Origin of the sequence: Streptomyces sp. ML-6 (assembly GCF_030116705.1) — a bacterium.
Taxonomy (GTDB): domain Bacteria; phylum Actinomycetota; class Actinomycetes; order Streptomycetales; family Streptomycetaceae; genus Streptomyces.
Genome location: NZ_JAOTIK010000002.1, coordinates 655835 through 674940, shown reverse-complemented (window position 1 = coordinate 674940; position 19106 = coordinate 655835). Strand labels below are relative to the sequence as shown.

21 protein-coding genes are annotated in these 19106 nt (G+C 70.6%); 10 read left to right on the top strand and 11 right to left on the bottom strand.

What is annotated here, in order from left to right:
* Positions 1–91 precede the first annotated feature (91 nt).
* Positions 92–760 (top strand): ScbR family autoregulator-binding transcription factor, encoded by a 669-nt coding sequence (locus OCT49_RS36930; RefSeq protein WP_283856537.1) that lies wholly within the window; start codon positions 92–94, stop codon positions 758–760.
* 344 nt (positions 761–1104) lie between these two features.
* On the opposite strand, the gene OCT49_RS36925 is transcribed toward OCT49_RS36930, so the two are convergent.
* The 4 genes from OCT49_RS36925 to OCT49_RS36910 all read right to left on the bottom strand — a co-directional run bounded on the left by OCT49_RS36925 (position 1105) and on the right by OCT49_RS36910 (position 5188).
* A complete protein-coding gene (locus tag OCT49_RS36925; RefSeq protein ID WP_283856536.1) occupies positions 1105–1425 on the bottom strand; it encodes a DUF6191 domain-containing protein in 321 nt (106 codons plus the stop codon).
* Positions 1426–1457: 32 nt separating this feature from the next.
* On the bottom strand, positions 1458–2159 hold the full coding sequence (locus tag OCT49_RS36920; protein WP_283856535.1) for a 2-phosphosulfolactate phosphatase: 702 nt from the start codon (positions 2157–2159) through the stop codon (positions 1458–1460).
* Between the two features lie 102 nt (positions 2160–2261).
* Complete coding sequence (locus OCT49_RS36915) at positions 2262–3875, bottom strand: FAD-dependent monooxygenase (RefSeq protein WP_283856534.1); 1614 nt, start codon at positions 3873–3875, stop codon at positions 2262–2264.
* Between the two features lie 599 nt (positions 3876–4474).
* Entirely contained in the window at positions 4475–5188 is a 714-nt protein-coding gene (locus OCT49_RS36910) for a bleomycin resistance protein (protein WP_283856533.1), read from the bottom strand.
* A gap of 114 nt (positions 5189–5302) precedes the next feature.
* Here OCT49_RS36910 and OCT49_RS36905 point away from each other — a divergent pair, with 114 nt between their 5' ends.
* The 3 genes from OCT49_RS36905 (at position 5303) to OCT49_RS36895 (ending at position 7921) form a co-directional block, all read left to right on the top strand.
* Positions 5303–5959 (top strand): ArsR/SmtB family transcription factor, encoded by a 657-nt coding sequence (locus tag OCT49_RS36905; RefSeq protein WP_283856532.1) that lies wholly within the window; start codon positions 5303–5305, stop codon positions 5957–5959.
* A complete protein-coding gene (locus OCT49_RS36900; RefSeq protein ID WP_283856531.1) occupies positions 5956–7197 on the top strand; it encodes an MFS transporter in 1242 nt (413 codons plus the stop codon). The genes OCT49_RS36905 and OCT49_RS36900 overlap by 4 nt, the downstream gene beginning before the upstream one ends.
* A 244-nt stretch (positions 7198–7441) precedes the next feature.
* A complete protein-coding gene (locus tag OCT49_RS36895; RefSeq protein WP_283856530.1) occupies positions 7442–7921 on the top strand; it encodes a carboxymuconolactone decarboxylase family protein in 480 nt (159 codons plus the stop codon).
* A gap of 164 nt (positions 7922–8085) precedes the next feature.
* On the opposite strand, the gene OCT49_RS36890 is transcribed toward OCT49_RS36895, so the two are convergent.
* From OCT49_RS36890 to OCT49_RS36865, 6 genes are all read right to left on the bottom strand, one after another.
* Positions 8086–8319, bottom strand: coding sequence for a ferredoxin (locus OCT49_RS36890; RefSeq protein WP_283856529.1), 234 nt, complete (start codon positions 8317–8319; stop codon positions 8086–8088).
* Between the two features lie 4 nt (positions 8320–8323).
* Positions 8324–9550 carry a cytochrome P450 gene (locus OCT49_RS36885; RefSeq protein ID WP_283856528.1) on the bottom strand — a complete coding sequence of 409 codons (1227 nt, stop codon included), beginning with the start codon at positions 9548–9550 and terminating at the stop codon, positions 8324–8326.
* Between the two features lie 121 nt (positions 9551–9671).
* Complete coding sequence (locus OCT49_RS36880) at positions 9672–10463, bottom strand: ABC transporter permease (RefSeq protein ID WP_283856527.1); 792 nt, start codon at positions 10461–10463, stop codon at positions 9672–9674.
* Positions 10463–11479 (bottom strand): ATP-binding cassette domain-containing protein, encoded by a 1017-nt coding sequence (locus OCT49_RS36875; protein ID WP_283856526.1) that lies wholly within the window; start codon positions 11477–11479, stop codon positions 10463–10465. The genes OCT49_RS36880 and OCT49_RS36875 overlap by 1 nt, the downstream gene beginning before the upstream one ends.
* 85 nt (positions 11480–11564) lie before the next feature.
* Complete coding sequence (locus OCT49_RS36870) at positions 11565–12455, bottom strand: DUF4097 family beta strand repeat-containing protein (RefSeq protein WP_283856525.1); 891 nt, start codon at positions 12453–12455, stop codon at positions 11565–11567.
* Positions 12456–12622: 167 nt separating this feature from the next.
* A complete protein-coding gene (locus OCT49_RS36865; RefSeq protein WP_283856524.1) occupies positions 12623–13153 on the bottom strand; it encodes a toxin-antitoxin system HicB family antitoxin in 531 nt (176 codons plus the stop codon).
* Between the two features lie 619 nt (positions 13154–13772).
* Here OCT49_RS36865 and OCT49_RS36860 point away from each other — a divergent pair.
* From OCT49_RS36860 to OCT49_RS36850, 3 genes are all read left to right on the top strand, one after another.
* Positions 13773–14498, top strand: coding sequence for a dienelactone hydrolase family protein (locus OCT49_RS36860; protein ID WP_283856523.1), 726 nt, complete (start codon positions 13773–13775; stop codon positions 14496–14498).
* Between the two features lie 510 nt (positions 14499–15008).
* Positions 15009–15695, top strand: coding sequence for a site-specific integrase (locus OCT49_RS36855; RefSeq protein WP_283856522.1), 687 nt, complete (start codon positions 15009–15011; stop codon positions 15693–15695).
* The gene (locus OCT49_RS36850) at positions 15692–15994 is read left to right on the top strand and encodes a hypothetical protein (RefSeq protein ID WP_283856521.1); all 303 of its coding nucleotides are present in this window, start codon (positions 15692–15694) and stop codon (positions 15992–15994) included. The genes OCT49_RS36855 and OCT49_RS36850 overlap by 4 nt, the downstream gene beginning before the upstream one ends.
* 7 nt (positions 15995–16001) lie before the next feature.
* On the opposite strand, the gene OCT49_RS36845 is transcribed toward OCT49_RS36850, so the two are convergent.
* Positions 16002–16478, bottom strand: coding sequence for a nuclear transport factor 2 family protein (locus OCT49_RS36845; protein WP_283856520.1), 477 nt, complete (start codon positions 16476–16478; stop codon positions 16002–16004).
* A 152-nt stretch (positions 16479–16630) separates the two neighbouring features.
* Between OCT49_RS36845 and OCT49_RS36840 the strand changes: the two genes are divergently transcribed.
* The 3 genes from OCT49_RS36840 to OCT49_RS36830 all read left to right on the top strand — a co-directional run bounded on the left by OCT49_RS36840 (position 16631) and on the right by OCT49_RS36830 (position 18734).
* Complete coding sequence (locus OCT49_RS36840; RefSeq protein ID WP_283856519.1) at positions 16631–17467, top strand: AraC family transcriptional regulator; 837 nt, start codon at positions 16631–16633, stop codon at positions 17465–17467.
* A gap of 83 nt (positions 17468–17550) precedes the next feature.
* On the top strand, positions 17551–18018 hold the full coding sequence (locus OCT49_RS36835) for a cupin domain-containing protein (protein WP_283856518.1): 468 nt from the start codon (positions 17551–17553) through the stop codon (positions 18016–18018).
* Positions 18015–18734, top strand: a complete 720-nt coding sequence (locus OCT49_RS36830; protein WP_283856517.1) for an SGNH/GDSL hydrolase family protein — start codon at positions 18015–18017, stop codon at positions 18732–18734. The genes OCT49_RS36835 and OCT49_RS36830 overlap by 4 nt, the downstream gene beginning before the upstream one ends.
* Positions 18735–19106: the final 372 nt, after the last annotated feature.

The window sequence follows — 19106 nt, the reverse complement described above, 5'->3', positions numbered from 1 at the left end:
GCCGATCACTGTAAGATACAAACTAGCCGGTTTTTTTCATGAGGTACGGCGGAACTCAGATACATCGACCACGTAGGTGAAGGAGGCGAGAGTGGCGAAGCAGGATCGAGCCATCCGTACACGTCAGACGATCCTGTCTGCAGCGGCCAAGGTGTTCGAGCTGCACGGTTACCAGGCGGCCACGATCACCGAGATACTCGCCGAGGCGGGAGTGACGAAGGGGGCCCTGTACTTCCACTTCCAGTCCAAGGAAGAGCTGGCCCAGGGGGTGCTCAGCGAGCAGGACCAGCGACTGGCCGTCCCCGATCGGGCCTGCAAGACGCAGGAGATCGTGGACGTCATCATGCTGCACGCCCACCGGTTGCAGACGGACCCCATGGTCCGCGCCGGTGTCAGGCTGTCCCTGGACCAACAGGCGCAGGACCTCGACCGCAGCGCCCCCTTCCTGAACTGGGGCCAGGTCATGCGGGAGCTCCTGGAGAAGGCGCAGGCCCAGGGGGAACTCCTCCCCCACATCGTGCCCCACGAGACCTCGGACGTGCTGGTGGGCAGTTTCGCCGGCGTCCAGGCGATGTCGCAGGCACTCAGCAACTACCGGGACCTGGACGACCGGGTCTGTTCCCTGCTCCGCCATCTGCTGCCCAATGTGGTGCTGGCGTCCGTGCTCGCGTCGGTGGACCTCTCCCGGGCACGGGGCATGACGGTCTTCACCGAGCTGACCGAATCGCTCGACGAGAAGGTCGGCGTCCCGGTCGGTTAGGACCGACCGACCAGAACCGGTCGATTCAGAGACGGTCGACCAGGAGTGGTCGGCCAGGACTGGTCGACCAGCGCTGGTCGGCCAGGATCGGCCGCCGGAGCCGCCCGGCAGCTGGCCGCCTGAGCCGACCGGCCAGCGGCGGTCGGTCGGGGGCGGCGGGGCCCGACCGGAGGCCCGGGGCCGGACGGACCCTGGGCCTCCCCTCACGCCGGCCCGGGAACTGCCCACCCGGATTCGTCGGAGTGCAGCGGCAAAAGCACACGGGGGCGGTCCTGCCACGGGAGTCGTCGCCCCCACGTGCGTGCTGCCCGGCGATCAATGCAGAGGCTGATCGGGCGCCGGGCCTACTGCCCGGGGCGCGGCAACCTTACGACGGCCGTTCCCGCGGTCAGGTCCACCGTCGTCCTGTGCGGCGGAGCGCCGTCGTCCTCGTTGTCCGGCATGACCAGGGCCGACTGCCGCTCCTTCAGCTCGTTCTGCTTGCCCGGCGAGAGGCTCGCGTGCAGTTGCTCGAACCCGGTCGCCGATATCTGCCCCTGACGTGCGCCGTTCCGCCACGGCAGCACTCCGGCCCGGCCCGCGCGCAGCAGCAGCTGGTCGACGAAGGCCAGCAGAGTCAGCACGATGACCAGCCCTGGCAGGGTCATGAGGGCGATGAACTGCATGCCCCCAAGTATCAAGGCCGGGCGCCCACTTGTCAGGTGGCGGCGTCGTTGGTCGTCGGAGGGACGGCGCACGAGCGGAGAACCATGAGGGGGCCCTCCGGTTCCGCCACCATGGCGAAGGGGAACCGGTCGAGTTCGAGGCAGAGTGCGACGTCATCGGGATGGGCTCCCTGACGCACCCCTTCGGTGAGTTCGGTGGCGGCACGCGACCCGGCGGCACGGCGGAGGAACCCGGCGGCCTCCGCCTCGGCCCCGGCGGCCCTCCGGGCGATGTACTGGGCGCACGCCAGATCCTCCTCGGCCCGTCCGTCCTCCCCGGTGACCACGTACGTGACGTCGTTGCCCCCATGTGCCCGCAGGAGCCGGGCGGTCGCCTCCGCCACCACGAAGCCGGCGCACAGCACCAGCGACGCCTCCTTGACCGCGAGGGCGCCGACCGTCCCCGCCGTGGTCTTCTGCACGACGGTCCGCCCGCCGAGGTCGACGGACCGCAGCAGCCCCGGCGAGTTGACGGCGTCGAACCCGGGCGCGGGCGGGCCGTCCTTGAGCGCCACCCAGTCCGGGTGGCGGGCCTTGAGCGCCAGGGCCTCGTCCAACGACTCGGCGAGCACGATCTTTTCCGCCCCCCGGGCAAAGGCCCAGGCGGCAACGGTGCAAGCGCGCATGACGTCGACCACGACCGCCACGGAGGGGGTCTCGGTCAGCTCGGTGATGCCGAGAAAGCGAGCGTCCATTCCGGTCATGATCGTGCACGCCCGGCCCGAAGCATCCCGGGAGTGGTGCACATCACGTCGATGGGGCCGGGGCCTCGGGGTGCCCCTGCGGGACTCGGGGCGTCAGCGGCGGCCGGTCGCGGCGGGTACCCGGGCCGGTGCGGAAGACGCCCCCGGGCAGGGATCCGCGTCCACCGCCGTCCCCGTTGCTTTCTCCGCGGTTCCCTCCGCTCCCGTCTCCGTCTCCGTCTCCGTCCCCGCCTCCGTGCCGAGCAGCGACACCAGGGCATCGGCCAGTGGTTCACCGCCGTCCGAGGCCCAGGCGATGTACCCGTCGGGGCGTACGAGCAGGGCGTCGTACGGCAGGGCGTCCGTCGGTGCGCAGTGCGCCACGTGCAGGACGCGGGCCCAGGCGCGCGCCGTGTCCGCGCAGCGCCTGCCGCCCTCGCCGAGGAGCAGCAGAAGCGGTTTGCCGCTCCTCCCCAACAGCCCGATCACGTCCGACGCGCCCCGGGTCGTGGCCAGTTCGACGTTGTCGAGGAAGGTGCCTTCCCGCAGCGAGCGGTAGCGGCGGCGGGGGCTCGACGGGAGGACGGTGTCCTGGGCACTGATCATCGCGCTCAGGAAATCATTGCCGCGGCCCGACTCCAGGAGTCCGGCGAGCAGCGCCCGCAAGGAGTCGGTCTCGGTGCCGGGGCGCATCAGCGCGACCTGGGCACGGGTGTTGTCGATGACCCGCCGGGCGGCGGGCCGGCGTTCCGGGCCGTAGGTGTCGAGCAGCCCGTCGCCCGCGGCGCCCCGTGCCACGAGGCCGAGTTTCCAGCTGAGGTCGAGGGCGTCCAGCACCCCCGTGCTCAGGCCCTGGCCGCCGATCGGGAAGTGCACGTGCGCGGCATCCCCGGCCAGGAAGAACCGTCCCGCGCGGTAGGTCCTGGCCAGCCGGGTGTAGTCGCTGAACCGGCCGAGCCAGCGGGGGTCGGTCATCTCGATGTCGTGCCCGGCGACCCATGCCGCCTTCTCGCTCAACTCGGCCAGGGTGAGCGGAAGATGACGATCGTCCGAGGCATCCCCTTCGGTGAGCGTGTGGATCAGGGTGCGTCCCTCGGGACCTTCCTTGACGATGAGCCAGCCCCTGGGCGTCCGGTGCCAGCCCACCGGGGCGGCCTGCGGGTCGGGGAGGCGGACCAGGCCCGTCAGCGCGGACATGGTCGGCAGGCCGACGTCGGAGGCGATCCCCGCCTTCTCGCGGACCGTGCTGCGGGCCCCGTCCGCCCCCACCACGTACGCGACGGTGAACGAGCGGCACCCCTGCGGGCCCTGTGCGGTGACCCGCACGCCGCCCCGGTCCTGCGACATGTCCGTCACCCGGTGCTCGCGCAGCACCCGGACGCCGTTGGCCCGCGCCCTGCTCTCGAAGAGCCGTTCCAGTTCTGCCTGGGGGGCCTTCAGGATCGGGACGGGTTCCGCCTCCGGGGCGGTGATGGACAGGCCCGGGATGCCCGCGAAGTGGAAGGGCATGGCGGCCGCGCCGCCCGCGGGGCGCGGCTCCGGCGCGAAGAAGTACCCGCGCCTGGCCAGGCACTGCACCGCCCGTGCGTGGAGCGTGGTGGCCCTGGGCCGTTCCGAAATGGCGGCCTCCGCCTCGAGGACCAGGGTGTCGACCCCCTGCGCGGCCAGTTCGGCCGCGACGAGCATGCCGACCGGGCCTCCTCCGACCACCATCACCTGTGCGTGCATTCGGCCTGCCATCCTGGGCCTCCCCCTTTTCCGCCCGGAACGTCCCCACGCTCCTGGTCGTCAACGGACCACATACGGAAACGCAGAAGAGAGCCTCGTTCCTTCGGACCTTTCGGAGCACGGCTCCTCTCCGGTCGATAAATATACCGGCTGGACGGTTCTTTGCAATGAAAGCACCCCGACTTCGGGCCACGACCTCACCGAAGGTGCCCGAACACCCATCAGAAGGTGAGCATGAACGGGGCATATGCCTGATCACGAGCCATCGACGCACAGGAGAAAACAACACAACAGTTTGTTTTCACAGGTGAAAACGGACTCGAACACAAGATCCTCTCCCGTCTCAGCGCGGCCCGACACCCCGGTCCGCAGCCCGCGCCGCGCCGCGCGCGGGCGTACCCCTCCCCTCGGGACGGGGCCATTCCCTCCGGCGAAGCACGGCGCGGCACAGGCCGGCACAGGACGGGCCAGCCCAGATCAGCGGATCACAGATCAACAGGGCGCAGACCGGCACAGCACAGGCCGGCACAGATCAGTTCGGCACGGGCCGGCCGGAGGGGGCGGCCCTCCGCCTCAACGGGCTTCGGCAGGCGGTCGGTTCACGGCCGGACCGCGGCGCGCAGTTCCTCCAGACGCATGAGGGCGTCCCGGGCCGCGTCCCGTTCCTCGGCGAGGAGGCGGATACCCGAGGCCCGGACGAGCGCGGACGCCGCCACCTCCTCGTCGCCGAGGCGCCCGGCGACATCCGCGCGCAGCACGAGGAGCCGGAGGAGCTGCACGCGCGTCGGCTCCTCGTCCTCGACCCTCAGCGCGCGGTCGATGACCCGCGCGGCACCCGCCAGGTCCTCCCTCGAGTCCGCGAAGAGGGACGCGTGGTGCAGGGCCCGGGCGAAAGTCCCCTCGGGCGCGGGCCGATGGTGCAGGTTCTCGCTCGTCCGCCGGACCACGCGGATGCAGTTGCCGCCCGGGTCGGTCATGAGGAACTGCCGCACACCGTAGGACATGTCCTTCAGCGGCCCGAGGCGCGGCAGCCCCCGGACCGGCACCCTCCCGCACGCGGCCTTGAGGCCGGCCCGGAACTCCTCGTGCAAACCGTCGACGTCCTCGGTCGCGATGAGGCACGTGCTGTACGAACCGGCCGGGTCGTACTGCTTCATCCCGAAGAAGTGGAGCTCGATGCCGTCGCGTTGCACAACCGCGTAGGGGTTGGGGCTCCGCTGCTGGAAGGTCGTCCCGAAACCGAGGGCGGTGTAGAAGTCGAGGACGGGCCGAAGGGTCCGGCACGGCAGGATCGGAATCATCTTCTCGCTCATGCCCCCATCTAATCAAATTTGATTAGATGGGGGAAGGAACCCTGTTGAGAGCTCGGCCAGGATCGTTCACAACAACTCTTTCGAAAGAAGTGTTGTAGGTCTATCTTGGCGCGCATGACCGCTTCCCCCGACACTTCCCCCACCGCTTCCCCCGCTGTTTCATCCGCCGAGCCGCCCGACCATGCCCCGGCGGACTCGGACATCGAGTTGGACACCGCCGCTCTGCGGGTGCTGGCCCACCCCCTGCGTATCAACGTGCTCGCGCTGCTGCGTCGGGGCGGCCCGTCGACCGCGACCAAGGTGGCCGGTGAGCTCGGCATCAATCCCGGGGCCGCGAGCTATCACCTGCGCCGGCTGGCGGCGGGCGGGCTCGTCGTGGAGGAACCGGGGCGCGGCACCGGGCGTGAGCGGTGGTGGAGGGCCGCCCACCGCCAGTCCGTCCACGATCCGGCGTCCGCAGCTCCGGAACAACAGGAGGCCGGGCGCGCCTACGCGCACGCCGTGGCCCTCGCCTGCACGGAGCGGCTGCGGGCGGCGGCGCAGGAGGTGCCGTCGCTGCCCGAGGAGTGGTTCGAGGTCAGCACGTTCGGGGACTTCGTCCTGCGGCTGGCCCCGAAGGACGTCGCCCGGATGCGCGACGAGGTCTTCGCGGTGGTCTCCCGGTACCGGCAGGTTGCGGACCGGGGCGCCGAGGAACTCGTACCGGTGGCGGTGCAGGTGCAGGCGTTCCCGGTGCCGGGCACGGTACCGCCGCGGTCCGCCGGTTCATGACCGGGCCCGCCACGACCCTGCCCCGGCCCGCGCACCGGGACGGCAACGTGTTGCGCTGGCTCGCCGCGTACACTGCGTCGGTCACCGGCGACGTGATCTACTTCCTGGCGCTGTCCTGGACCGCGACCCGCACCGTCGGTCCGTCGCAGGCGGGCCTGGTGGTCGCGGTCGGGGCCCTCCCCCGGGCGGTGTTCATGCTCGTCGGGGGCGTGGTGGCCGACCGGTTCGGTCCTCGGCGGGTCGCCGTGGCCAGTGACGCCACCCGCTGTCTGGTCATCCTGGTGTCGGCCGCCGTGCTGGTGTCGGCGGCGCCGGGGCTGTGGCTGCTGGTTCCGCTCGCCCTGGTCTTCGGCGTGGTGGACGCGGTGTTCATGCCCGCCGTGGGCGCGTTCCCGCCCCGCATCACGACCCGGGACCAACTCGCCCGCCTCCAGGGCATGCGGGGGCTGTCGGTCCGGCTGAGCAACTCCCTCGGCCCCGCAGTGGGCGGCGTCGTGCTGGCCGCCGGTGGGGCCGGGGGCGCCTTCGCCGCCGCGGGGGTCCTCTTCGCCGCATCGCTCGTCCTGCTTCTCGCCGTTCGCATCACCCCCCTCCCGGCTCCGACCGCCCCCGAACGTCTCACGACCCGGCAGGAGTTGGGCGCCGGGCTGCGCTACGTACGCCGCCACCGGCTGCTCGCCCCGCTGGCGGGGGTGATCGGGCTGAGCGAGATGTGCTTCAGCGGCCCGGTGGCCCTGGGACTGGTGCTGCTGGCGGACGAACGGGGCTGGGGCGCCTCCGGCACGGGGTGGATGGCGAGCGCCTTCAGCGTCGGGGCGGGGGCCGCGGCCCTGTGGTTCACCGTTCTCCCGCGTGTCGCCCGCGCCGGGCGGGGCATCGTCGTCGCGCTGCTGGTCACCGCAGTGGCCACGGCCGCCCTGGGCCGGGCGCCGACCCTGTGGTCCGCCGTCGCCCTCACCGTGCTGATCGGCCTGGCCGGCGGCACCACGGTGACGCTCACCGGCGCCCTGGTCCAGGCGGAGACGGACCCCCGGTACCTGGGCCGGGTCACCTCCCTCACCACCCTGTGCACCCTGGGTCTGGCCCCCGCCCTCTTCCCCGTGGCGGGCATCACCGCCCAACTCTGGGGAGCGGCCGCCTTCTTCGCCGGATGCGGTGCGATCAGCCTGCTGGCGGGCGCGTTGGCCGCCGCGGCCCCGGCCCTGCGGCGCGCCGAACTCCAGGGCGCGGGCGTCTGAACCGGCTCCTGCCCGGACCCGCTCGCAGCCGGAACCGCCCGTACTCGTCCGGCCGTGCCCGAGCCCGTACGCGTACGGGCTCGGGCACGGCCGGAAGGCGCCCCGGACACCGGTCCCCGCCGATTTGTGACACCTGCGGACGGTCGAACACATCACATCGGCATGCCGTCACACGGGCCGGGGCGCAGGCGTCTTGTGTCCGTACGGTGCGACAGCACGCGAGACCACGAGTGAGGACGAAGTCATGGAACCCCGTTTCAACCTGTTCGACAGCCCGACCGCCGCGAAAATCGCCAAGCGTTTCTACAACGCCGCCCTGCCCCTGGAGCAGTCGACTTTGCCCAAGTCCCTTCAGGAACTGGTGGAGTTGCGGGTCGGGCAGATCAACGGCTGCGGTTTCTGCGTGGACGCCCACACCAAGGAGGCTGCGGCCGCCGGTGAGACCGCGCTCCGGCTCAACCTGGTCGCCGTCTGGCGCCACAGCACCGTCTTCACCAAGGCCGAACGGGCCGCGCTGGCACTCGCGGAGGAGGGCACCCGGCTCGGCGACCGCGGGGTGGCCGACGAGACCTGGGCCGAGGTGCGCAAGCACTACGACGACGACCAGGTCGGTGCGCTGGTCTGTCTGATCGCCCTGATCAACGCGGCCACCCGGATGAACGTGATCGTGCACAACTTCGGGGGTTCCTACGAGCCCGGCATGTTCGCTGCCCTGTCGGACTGACCGGCGGACGGGGCACGGCCCGCTCCTGGGGCGGTCGGCCCCGTACCCACGAAACACCCGAGGTATCCGAGGTACCCGAAACACACGAGGCACCCAGTCGTGCGAGGCACACGAGAGCCCCCCACCGGCGTGCGGTGCGGGGGGTCTCGGTCCGGGCGGGGCCGCTACGGGGCCGTGGATTCCGGGGAGTCGAGGGTGATGGCTCCGGCGGGGCAGAGGCCGACGGCCATCCGGGCGGCGGCCCGGTGTCCGGCTTCCGGCACGGGGTGCAGGAGCACCACCAGGCCCTCCTCGTCGTCCTGGTCGAAGACCGCAGGAGCGGTCAGGGCGCACATGCCGGCTCCTACGCAGCGGTCTCGGTCGACGTCGATACGCAGTGGTTCTCGTGAGTCGCTCATGGGGTCACTCCTCGTCCCAGGTGACGGGCAGACGGATTACTCCGTAGATGTTGGCACGGTCCCGCAGCGGCACCTCCTGCGGCGGCACGGCCAGGCGCAGCCCCGGGAAGCGGGCGAGGAGTGCCGGGAACGCGACGGTCATCTCGACGCGGGCGAGCTGCTGGCCCAGGCATTGGTGAATGCCGTGGCCGAAGGCCAGGTGCCCGGTGGCCCGGCGGTGGATGTCGAGCCGGTCGGGGTCGAAAAACTTGTGCGGATCGCGGTTGCCGGCCTGCACGGAGACGGTCACCGACTCGCCCGCCCTGATGAGCCGGCCCTCCACCTCGACGTCCTCGAGCGCCGAACGCACCAGCGGGTCGGCCACGCTGAGGTAGCGCAGCAGCTCCTCCACGGCCTGCCCGGCGAGTTCGGGGTCGGCGCGCAGGGCCGCCAGTTGGTCGGGGTTGCTCAGCAGGGCGAAGGTGCCGAGGCCGAGCATGTTCGCGGTGGTGTCGAGCCCGGCGGCGAGCAGCATCCCGCCGATCCCGGCCAGTTCCTCGTCGGTGAGGTCGGAGGTGGTCAGCTCGCTGAGCAGGTCGTCGGTGGGCTCGGCGCGTTTGGCGAGGACCAGTTCGTCCAGGTACTGGATGAGTTCCGTGTAGGCCCCGGCCCTGGCCTCCGCGTCAACCGCCTGGTCGAAGATCGTCGCCACCTGGCCCCGGAAGCGCTCCCGGTCGGTGTACGGCACGCCGAGCAGCTCGCAGATCATGAGCGCGGGCACGGGTTGCGCGAACGCTGCCACCAGGTCGGCCGTGGGCCCGGCCTGCTCCATCGCGTCCAGGCATTCGGCGGTGAACTGCTCGACGTGCCGGGTGAGTTGACGCATGCGACGGACGGTGAACCGGCCGGTGAGCAGGCGCCGGTAGCGGGTGTGCTCGGGGGCGTCGAGGCCGATGATGTCGCCGACCGGTGCCGGCGGTAACTCCCCCGGCACGCCTTCCACCGGCACCGGCATGTGCATGAATTCGTAGCGTGAACTGAAGCGCGGGTCGGCGAGGACCGCCCGGGCCGCGGCGTGCCCGGTGACCAGCCAGCCCAGGTGTCCGTCGGCGTAGTGCATGCGGCGCACGGGCTCGTCGCTCAGCGCGGTGAGTCCGGCCGGCGGATCGAAGGGGCAGCCGGTGCGCCGGTCGGTGGGAAGGGTGGGCGGCTCCTGCGCGGTGGCGTCGGGGGGCGTCGGGTCGTACGGCATGGGGTCCTCCCGGGCTCGTCGGACGGTATGCGGAGTGCGGTGGGCGGTGGGCGGTGGGCGGGATACGGAGTACGGGTACAGGTGGTTCGGATCGGTGAAGTCCCCCGGGAAGAAACGGTGGTTACCGCTTGGCGCCGGCCCTGAAGGTGCGGCGCGCCCACAGATAGCCGACCAGGGAGAGCCCCACGCACCAGGCGAGGCCGATGGTCGCGCTGGAGCCGATTTCGGTGCCGAGCCACAGCCCGCGCAGGGTCTCGATGATCGGCGTGAAGGGCTGGTACTCGGCGAACCAGCGCAGGCCGGTGGGCATGGACTCCGGCGGCACGATGGCGCTGCCGATGAACGGCATGAACGTCAGCGGCATCGGGATGTTGCTGGCGGTCTCGGCGTTCCTGGCGATCAGGCCGATGCCCGCGGAGATCCAGGTGAGGGCCAGGGTGAGCAGGGTGAGCAGCCCCAGGGCTGCGGCCCATTCGAGGGTGGTGGCATCGGGGCGGAAACCCATCAGGAGGGCGGTGCCGATGACGAGCGCGACGCTGGTCATCGTCTGGATCACCCCGGCGACGACATGGCCGGTCAGGAACGAGGCCCGGGAGATCGGCATCGTGCGGAAGCGGTTGACGATGCCTTCGGTCTTGTCGATGCAGATGCTGATCGCGGTGGTCAGGGCGCCGGAGGTGGCGGCCATCAGGATGATGCCGGGGGCGATGTAGTCGATGTATTCGCCACCGCCGGTGGGCAGGTCGCTGATGCCGGTGCCCAGGGCCCTGCCGAAGACGTAGTTGAACAGCAGCAGCATCATGAGGGGCATGATGACGACGGTGAGCATCAAGGACGGGTAGCGCAGAGCCTTCTTGAGGTTGCGCCGCAGCATCGTCCTGGAGTCCCGGACGGCGTAGGACATGGTGGCCATCAGACGTTCTCCTCGATCGATGCGGCGGTGGCGGTAGTGGTGGCGGCGGGGCGGGGCCGGCCGGTGAGGGTCAGGAAGACGTCGTCCAGGTCGGGGGTGTGCACGGTGAGCGAATCGGCCCGGACGTCGGTGGATTCCAGGGTGTCGAGGACGGCCCGCAGGTTGGGGATGGAGCCGTCGCCGGGGATCCGGAGGGTGAGGGATTCCTCGTCGCGCGTGGCGATGCCGAAGATTCCCGCGGCGTCGTCCAGGCTCCGGGCATCGGCGAACCGCACCCGGATGTGGCCGCCGGGGATGCGCTGCTTCAGCTCGTCGGCGGTGCCCTCGGCGATCAGCTTGCCGTGGTCCAACACGGCTATCCGGTCGGCGAGTTGGTCGGCCTCTTCGAGGTACTGGGTGGTCAGGAAGATGGTCACGCCGTCGTCGGCGACGAGACCGCGGATGATCTCCCACATGGTGCGTCGGCTGCGCGGGTCGAGTCCGGTGGTGGGCTCGTCGAGGAAGATGACCCGCGGATCGCCGACCAGGGTCATCGCCAGGTCCAGCTTGCGCCGCATGCCGCCGGAGAAGGTGACGGCGGTCTTGCCGGCCACCTCCGACAGGTCGAAGCGGCGCAGCAGGTCCTCGGCCCGCCGTCTGCCCTCGCGCCGGTCGAGGTGGTGCAGGTCCGCCATGAGGAGCAGGTTCTCCTCGGCGGTCAGCAGGTTGTCGACGGCCGAGAACTGGCCGGTGACGCCGATCACGGAGCGCACCGCCTCGGCGTCCCGGGTCAGGTGGTGGCCCGCGACCCGGGCCTCGCCGGCGTCGGCGCCGATGAGTGTGGAGAGGATCTCCACCGTGGTGGTCTTGCCGGCGCCGTTGGGACCGAGCAGGGCGAAGACGGTGCCTTCGGCGATGTTCAGGTCGATGCCGTCGAGCACGATTTTGTCGCCGTAGGACTTGCGCAGTCCGGTGGCGGTGATCGCCCGTGCCGTCGCGTTCGCGGCGGTCGGCGCGGATGCCTGGATGGCGGTCATGCCGTTTTCCCTTCGGAGATGGAGAGTTGACAGGCTGACGGGTTGACGGGTTGACGGGCTTGCGAATGCGCGGGTCGGCCGCGGGTCAGGCGCGGCGGACGACGATGTCGCCGGTCGCGGTCCGGGCGTACACCTCGGCGGTCTCGTCGGAGTCCGCGGGGCCCGCGGAGGATTCGAGCAGGTTGCGCACCCTGCCGTACTTGGTGTTCAGGTCGAGCCAGGCGGCGGTGCCCTGGTGGATGCCCACTTCGAGGTTGCCGACGGAGGCACGCAGATCGGTCCGGCCTCGGATGACGTCGCCGACGCGGATGCCACCGTTGGAGCACATCGCCTCGACCCCGGCGTGGGCGACGTCGATCTCGATCCGGCCGTTGGCGGACTTGGCGCCGACGGCGCCGTGTGCCACGCCGACGGAGATGTCGCCGTTGGCCGCGTTGGTCTTCAGGTTGCCGGTGACCTCGCCGATCCGGGTGGCACCGTTGCTGTTCTTGACGGTCGCGGTGCCGGTGACCGTGCCGATCTCGATCCGGCCCCCGCCGACGACTTCTGCGTCCCCGGCCGAGTGGGCCAGGCGGATGTCGCCGTGGTCGGTCCTGAGGTCGGCGCCGGCCGCCTCGTCGACCTGGATGTCGCCGAGCGAGGTCTTGAGCACGACCTCCCCGAAGCCGCCCTCGCAGAAGAAGCTGCCCATGCTCGACCTGCCCCGGATGTCCGACCCCGCGGGCAGTTCGATGCTGACCTCGATGGAGCCGGGCTTGCCGAACAGGGTCCGCTTCTTGAGTGTCCTGATCGTGAGCCGGCCGCCCGAGCAGGTGACCTGGGTCTGCTGCACGGCGCGTACGTCGTTGTTGTCGGAGCCGTCGCGCGGCAGCACCTCCACGACCGTGTCGGTACGCTTGCCCGCGGTGATGCGGGCGGTACCGGCCTCCAGTTCGAGGGTGGCGGAGATCGGCTCGGGGGTCTCGAAAGAAGGCATGGCTGTTCCGTCCTCTTGGCTCGCGTGGGTGTTCCCGCTGGTGGGGCGGGTGATGAATGACGTCGGCGGGTCAACGGTCCGCCGGTGAAATCGGGTCGGGTCCTCGAACCACCGTTATGGATCGTCCGGTGGACGGCGGTTCGAGGACCGGGTATTGCGGGACGGTCTCAGCGGACCCAGCCGGTGAAGCCCCGGCCGCCCGACTCCTTGCCGTGGCCCGGCGGGCTCGTGCGCCCCCCGCCGTCGAGGGCGACGGAGACGGCCCGTACCAGCCAGGCGTTGACCGACAGCCCCTCCGCCGCCGCGGCACTCTCGGCACGGGCCTTGAGGTGGGCGGGGAGGCGGAAGTTGATCCGCGCCATGGTGCCGTCGTCGGCCTCCGCGGGCGGCGGGGGCAGCACGGGTGCGGCGAGGGGCTCGGCCGGTTCCCGTACCTCCCGGAACGGCTCGGGCGCCGGCGGCGCCGTCACCACGAACTCCGGGTCGAGGCCGCGCAGCCGTACGTCGACCGAGCCCGGCGCCAGCTCCCGGGTGACCTCGCCCATGGCGGCGGACAGTGCGTTGAGAAGGGTCAGTCGGGCGGCCGATTCCAGGGGGGCGGTGAGCCGCTCGGCGAGGGCGCGGGCGTCGTCGCCGCCGGCTTCCGCGGCGACGGCCAGTTCTTGCCGAAGGTTGTCGACGTAGGGCGTGAGGTCCATGACGCCATCATGGCACATCAATGGCGCCACAGCGAGCCGCAACGCCACTTTTTTGGCACACAAGGCCTCGACCTGGCATTTCTTCCCCGAATCACTGCGCCTCAGTGTCACAGCAACGACGAAATGACTCGCCGCGACACCAGGAAGGCGCCATGATGGCACCACTCGAAGGGCATGAATGGCGCCACCCGGCGGCAGGCATGACATCGCCGCACTCCCCTGCAGCACCGGCCTCGGGAGTGGCGAGCTCGCGCGTTCAAGGGCCGCCAGTTCTGACGCCGGGGAGACGCGGCAGTCAGTGACCGTTCGCGTTCGCCAGGAGACAGGGATTGCGTACGGTCAGGGCCCCAGGAGCCTGGTCGCAAGGAAGCGGGGATCAGTCCCACGCTCGAGCGATCACGGACCAAGGAAGATCGGACTCCACGCCCTCTCATGGGATCCGATTCACCGCCAAACCCCGGAATCACCGGGTTCATTGGACGCCGGCCGGACCTGTCGCCATTCGATCGTTCGGCGACAGGCGGCCGAAACGTCCGAGTGATGCAGCCGGGACGGACTGCTGTCTGCCATCGGTGAACACCACCCCGAGCGGACGCAGCGATCATTACCGTCCGGTCGCATGGCGACAATCACCACCCGCACGGTCGAATACCCGGCCGACAACCTGACGATGAGGGGATACCTCGCGCTCCCGGCCGGTGCCGAGCGCCGGCCCGCAGTCCTGATCGGGCCCGAGGGGATGGGGCTCAGCGATGTCGAACGCCGACGGGCCGAGGCTCTGGCTGAACTGGGGTACGTGGCACTGGCCTTCGACCTCCACGGCGGACGCTATTTGGAAGACCCGGAGGAGATGCTGGCCCGCTGCCTGCCGCTGCTCGCCGATCCCGATCGCATGCGAGAAATCGGTCACGCCGCGCTCAACGTGCTGCGTGCCGAATCACGGGCCGACCCCGACCGGACCGCCGCCATCGGCTACGGCACCGGGGGCGCAGTCGCACTGGAACTCGGTCGCGATGGCGCCGACCTGCGCGCGATCGGGACAGTCAACGCACTGACCACGGGCCGACCGGGCGAGGCGGCACGCATCCGCTGCCCGGTATGGGCCGGCGTCGGATCGGAAGACCCGATCATGCCGCCCGCGCAACGGGAGGCGTTCACCGCAGAGATGCAGGCCGCGGGTGTCGACTGGCGCCTCGTGGTCTACGGAGGAGCCCTTCACGCCTTCCACCACCCCCCGGTCGACCACCCCGCGCCTCCCGGCGTCGGCCACCACCCACGGCACGCACAGCGAGCCTGGCAGGACATCCTCGCCCTGCTCGCCGAGTGCCTGCCCCTCACGGATTGATCCGACCGGCTCCTGATCCTCCCCCTGCCCGCCGCCGTCTTCGTCCAGTTCTGGGGCATCCGCGTCACGCAGCGGGCGCAGAGCGCCGACGGCCGGCGCAGCCGCTCCAGCTCCGAGAACCGCGAGCCCTCCGGCGTCTCCAGCATCACCACCAGGTCCCCGGCAAGCCCCGGGTCCGCTGGCCTCGCGGCCCCGCGACCGTGCCGTGCAGCCGCTCTTCCGCGACCTTCCGTGCCTCCGACACCCGCCGGGCCGGCACCGGGACCCCGATCGTTCTCAGCGCCACCCGCTGTGCCGGTGTGCCAACCGCCGCCAATTGCATCGGATGCGAACTCGCGTCAGTCGGCGAATCTGCCCGGAAGGAGAGGCAATCGCGTTGCGGTCCTGCGAAGTTGAGCGCGATCTCTGGCGGGGACGATATCCGGCCGCCGGGCTCGACTGCGACTCGTACGGAGGGCTGAACTGGGCCTCTGTGGACGACTCGCACAGGACGCGGTTTTCTCGCCTCTGATGCGAGTCACGGAGAGTGGTGAAGCGGTGGGGTTCAACGAGTCGATACCGGGGACGGCGAGGCTGCACCTGGTCGCGGGGGTCGCGCTGCTGCGGCTGGAGGAACAGGTCTTCACAGCAATGCTGACCGGATTCGCAAACCAGCAGCTGGCCCGGAATCTTGCCCGCACGACCGTGGAGGGCCGGGAGAACACGGTGAAGGCGTTCGCCGCCCACGTAAACACCTGCCCCTGGCTCTGGACGCCGGCGATGGTCGACGAGTGGCTCGGGGACCTGCGCTCGCTGCGGGGCCTGAAGCGCTCCGCGATCCGCTCGCACTCCGAGGCCGTGCGGGCGTTCTGCCACTTCGTCACCGATCCGCTCCACGAGTGGTCAACCACCTGCGAAGAGCGGTTCGGCACCCACCCGGTGCAGGTGGTGCACGAGTGGAACACCGCGGTGCACGTTCAGGACAACGAGGCGGACGCGAAGAAGCGCGCGTTCACCAAAGCCGAACTGCATGCGTTCTTCGCGCACTGCGACGACGAGGTCGCCCGCATCCGGGCCTTCGGCCGCAAGGGCTGGCTGCCCGCCTTCCGCGACGCGACCCTGTTCAAGACCGCCTACGCCTCGGGGAGCCGGCCTCGCCCGTTCCCGCACCGGTCGCTGACCTGCTGCTGGAGCACATCGCGAACCGCGACAACATGAACACCGCCACCAACCCCGCATCCCGCTGGATCTTCCCGGGCCGCCGGACCGGCCAGCCGGCCCGCCCCGACCACCTGTCCGCGCTCCTGCACGAGGTCGGAGTCCCGGCCGTCGCCGCCCGCGGCGCCGCCATCCGCCAGCAACTCCTCGAACTGCCCGCCCCCGTCGTCGCGGACGCTCTCGGCTACCACGACAAAACCGCCAGCCGCCTCCTCAGGGAGACCGGCGGGACATGGAGCCGATACGCCCCCGGTGACCACACACGGACACCAAAAGGTTGGACCCCGCCCCCGCGATAGTCCGTTCTCATGAGTCACGAGGCGAGGTGGGCAGACGCTCCGTATCGCCGCCAAAGGGCAGGAACACGGCTCGGGTGGCGAGGAGCCACTCGCCGTCGACCTTCTGAAATGTGTCCTCGTAGTGGCCGACGTTGGCAGGGAGCCGCGGCGGAAGCATCCCGTCAACGTAACCGTCGACACGGTAAGTCGCCAGGTATGAGGTCGCGGTCGCTGTCGTTGCGGAACCCACGGTGACGAGGATGTTCGTCATCATGCGACGCGACAACCGGTCCGCCGGCCGAGAGCCGAAGTATGCGCGCAACGCTTCCCGGCCCTCGATACGACGGCCACCGTAGGGCCACTCCCAGACCCCGTTGGCGGTGAACAGATCAGCTACCGAACCAGGGTCTCCAAGATCGAGACGGTGGACGAAGTCGACGATCAGACGTTCGCAGGCTCGCTCCGCGAGCAAGTGGTCCATGGGGCCAATCGCTTCACCGATCATCTTCACTTCCTACCAGTCCCGCCCCGCTGCGGGACAACACTTTTCCGAGCTCCCCGGTCGCTGTCCGTCAAGAACACCATCCGAGGACGGGGAACTGGCGGCGGTTGAATAGGCGAGCCCACCAGTAGACCGCCGGTTCGTACACTGCGAGGGTGGAAGACCATACGGCCACCAGGATCTGTGCACGTCCGGCGCCCGCCTTGCGGCGGTACGTCGGCTCGTACGTCGGTTTCGATCTTCGTGGGTTCCCGGCGGGGGTGCACTGCGGTCCGCCGGGCCGCGTGCTCACTGCGGTGATCAGTCTGTCCGGCCCTTTGGAGGTGGCGGCGGGCGTCGACGACGGGTCACCGGTCACCCGATTCGACAGCGTGGCCGGCGGTCTGATGCGCCGGTCCGTCGCGATCCACCACGACGGACGCCAGGAAGGCGTGCGGGTGTCGCTGACACCGCTCGGGGCCCGGGCCGTTTACGGCATGCCCGCCGCTGATCTCGCCCACCGACTGGTCCCCCTCGACGAGCTTCTCGGAGCGCTCGGCGTCGAACTGGTCGAGCGGCTCCGCGCGGCAACGACATGGGCCGCGCGGTTCATCGCGCTGGACGAGTTGCTCCTGCGAGCCGTCGGCCGCGGCGCCGGCGGCGACCCCGTGTCCCGGGTGCGCCCCGAGGTGGCCGAGGCCTGGCGCCGTCTCTTGGCCGCGCGGGGCCGCGTCCAGGTGGGGAGGGTCGCCGCAGAACTGGGCTGGAGCCGTCGGTACCTCACCGAGCGGTTTCGCGGTGAGGTGGGCCTGTCGCCGAAGACCTTCGCCCGGGTTTTGCGCTTCGAGCACGCCCACGAACTGGCCACCCTGCACGCCCCGCTTCCGTGGGCCGATGTGGCGACCGTCTCCGGCTACGCCGACCAAGCCCATCTCGTCCGGGACTGGAGCGAGTTCACGGGCCGATCGCCGACAGTATGGCGTCGCGGCGAAGTCCTGCTCGGGGCTGGGTAGTCGCCGACCGGCCGCCCATCGCGTCGGCTTCCGTTCCCTTTCCTTCAAGACCACCCTGTTGCTGTCCTGTGACGATCGTCGGCATGAGACTCGTCAATCACGAATCCAACGCCATCGACCTGCGGACCACCCCCGTGCACCTCGGGCTGGGGTCGAGAGCGAACCCCGTCGAGGGCTTCGCCTGGGACCCGGAGGTGCTCCAGGCCTACAGCGCCGCGGTCGCGGCGGACGGCGCCGAGGGCCGGATGGTGACGATCTTCGACGGCGACGGCCTCGGCGACCATTGGGAGCGCCACCCCGCCGGCGACGAACTGGTCGTCTGCCTCAGCGGGTCGGTGACGGTCACCCGCGATGTGGACGGAGTGCCCGACCGGGTTGTGCTCGGGCCGGGCGAGGCCACCGTCAACCCGGCCGGGACATGGCACGCGGTCGACATGGCGGGACCGGCGTCCATCCTGACCATCACCGCCGGCCTCGGCACCGACCACCGTCCCCGGACCGAAGCCCGCCCGACCGAGCACGTCGGCACGTCCGGCCCGCGAACACCGTGACGACCCGTGTCGCATGCCTTGGCGACAGCCTCACCCGCGCACAACTCAGCGTCGACTACCTGGACCTTCTCGAACGACGCCGACCTCCCGGCGACGTACGGCTCGCCCGCTTCGGCGTCAACGGCGACTTCGCCCACAACCTCTCACAGCGCCTCGATGCCGTCGTCGCGGACCCACCCGACGTGGTCACCGTCCTGATCGGGACCAACGACGCCCGAGCGAGCCTCGCCGGCTACCCCGTCGAGCGGGCCATGAAGCGCAAACAGCTCCCCGAGCGCCCGTCGGCCGGCTGGTTCCAGCAGTGCCTGGGAGCCGTCGTCGAACGGCTGCAAACGCAGACCGACGCAACGATCGCCCTGCTGTCCCTCCCGGTCCTCGGCCAACAACTCGACGGAACCGCGGCACGGGCATCACAGACGTACAGCCGCATGATCGCCGAGGTCGCCACCACCACCAAGGTGACCTACCTCCCGCTCCACGAACGCCAGACCGAGGAACTACGCCAGGCGGACCCACCGCCGATCCCCTACCGGGACCCGCCGCCCACAGCGAGCGTCAGCGTCCTCGTCCGGCGCACCTTGCTGCGCCGCAGCCTCGACACGATCTCGCGGCGCCGGGGTCTCGTGCTCACGACCGACCACATCCATCAGAACAGCCTCGGCGCCGCCCTTGCCGCCGAGGTCATCGACACCTGGATCCCGCCCCGGAGCGCGTAGCCGGTTCCGGCGGCGGCCCATTTCCTGCGTATTCGGTTCCCACCCCTACCGGGCAGGCAACGACGACCGGACCATCCCGAACGCTCTCGGCCACCACGACAAAAAACACCACCCGCCGGCTCAACGAGACCGGCGGGACCTGGAGCCGATACGCCGTCGGGGATCACACACGGTCACCGGCAGGTTGGGTTCCTCCGGGAACTGGCGACAGTTGATTACGAGGGTCCGCCAGTAGACCGCCGCGTGACCAGCGGTCCGGCTTCGGCTGGTCGCGGACCAGCGGCGATGGTGCGCTGGACCGAGCCGCTGCGCGTCACGCTGTCCGGCTTCGGCGGGCAGCGTGACGCAGATGCCGGAACTGTCGGTCCCGGC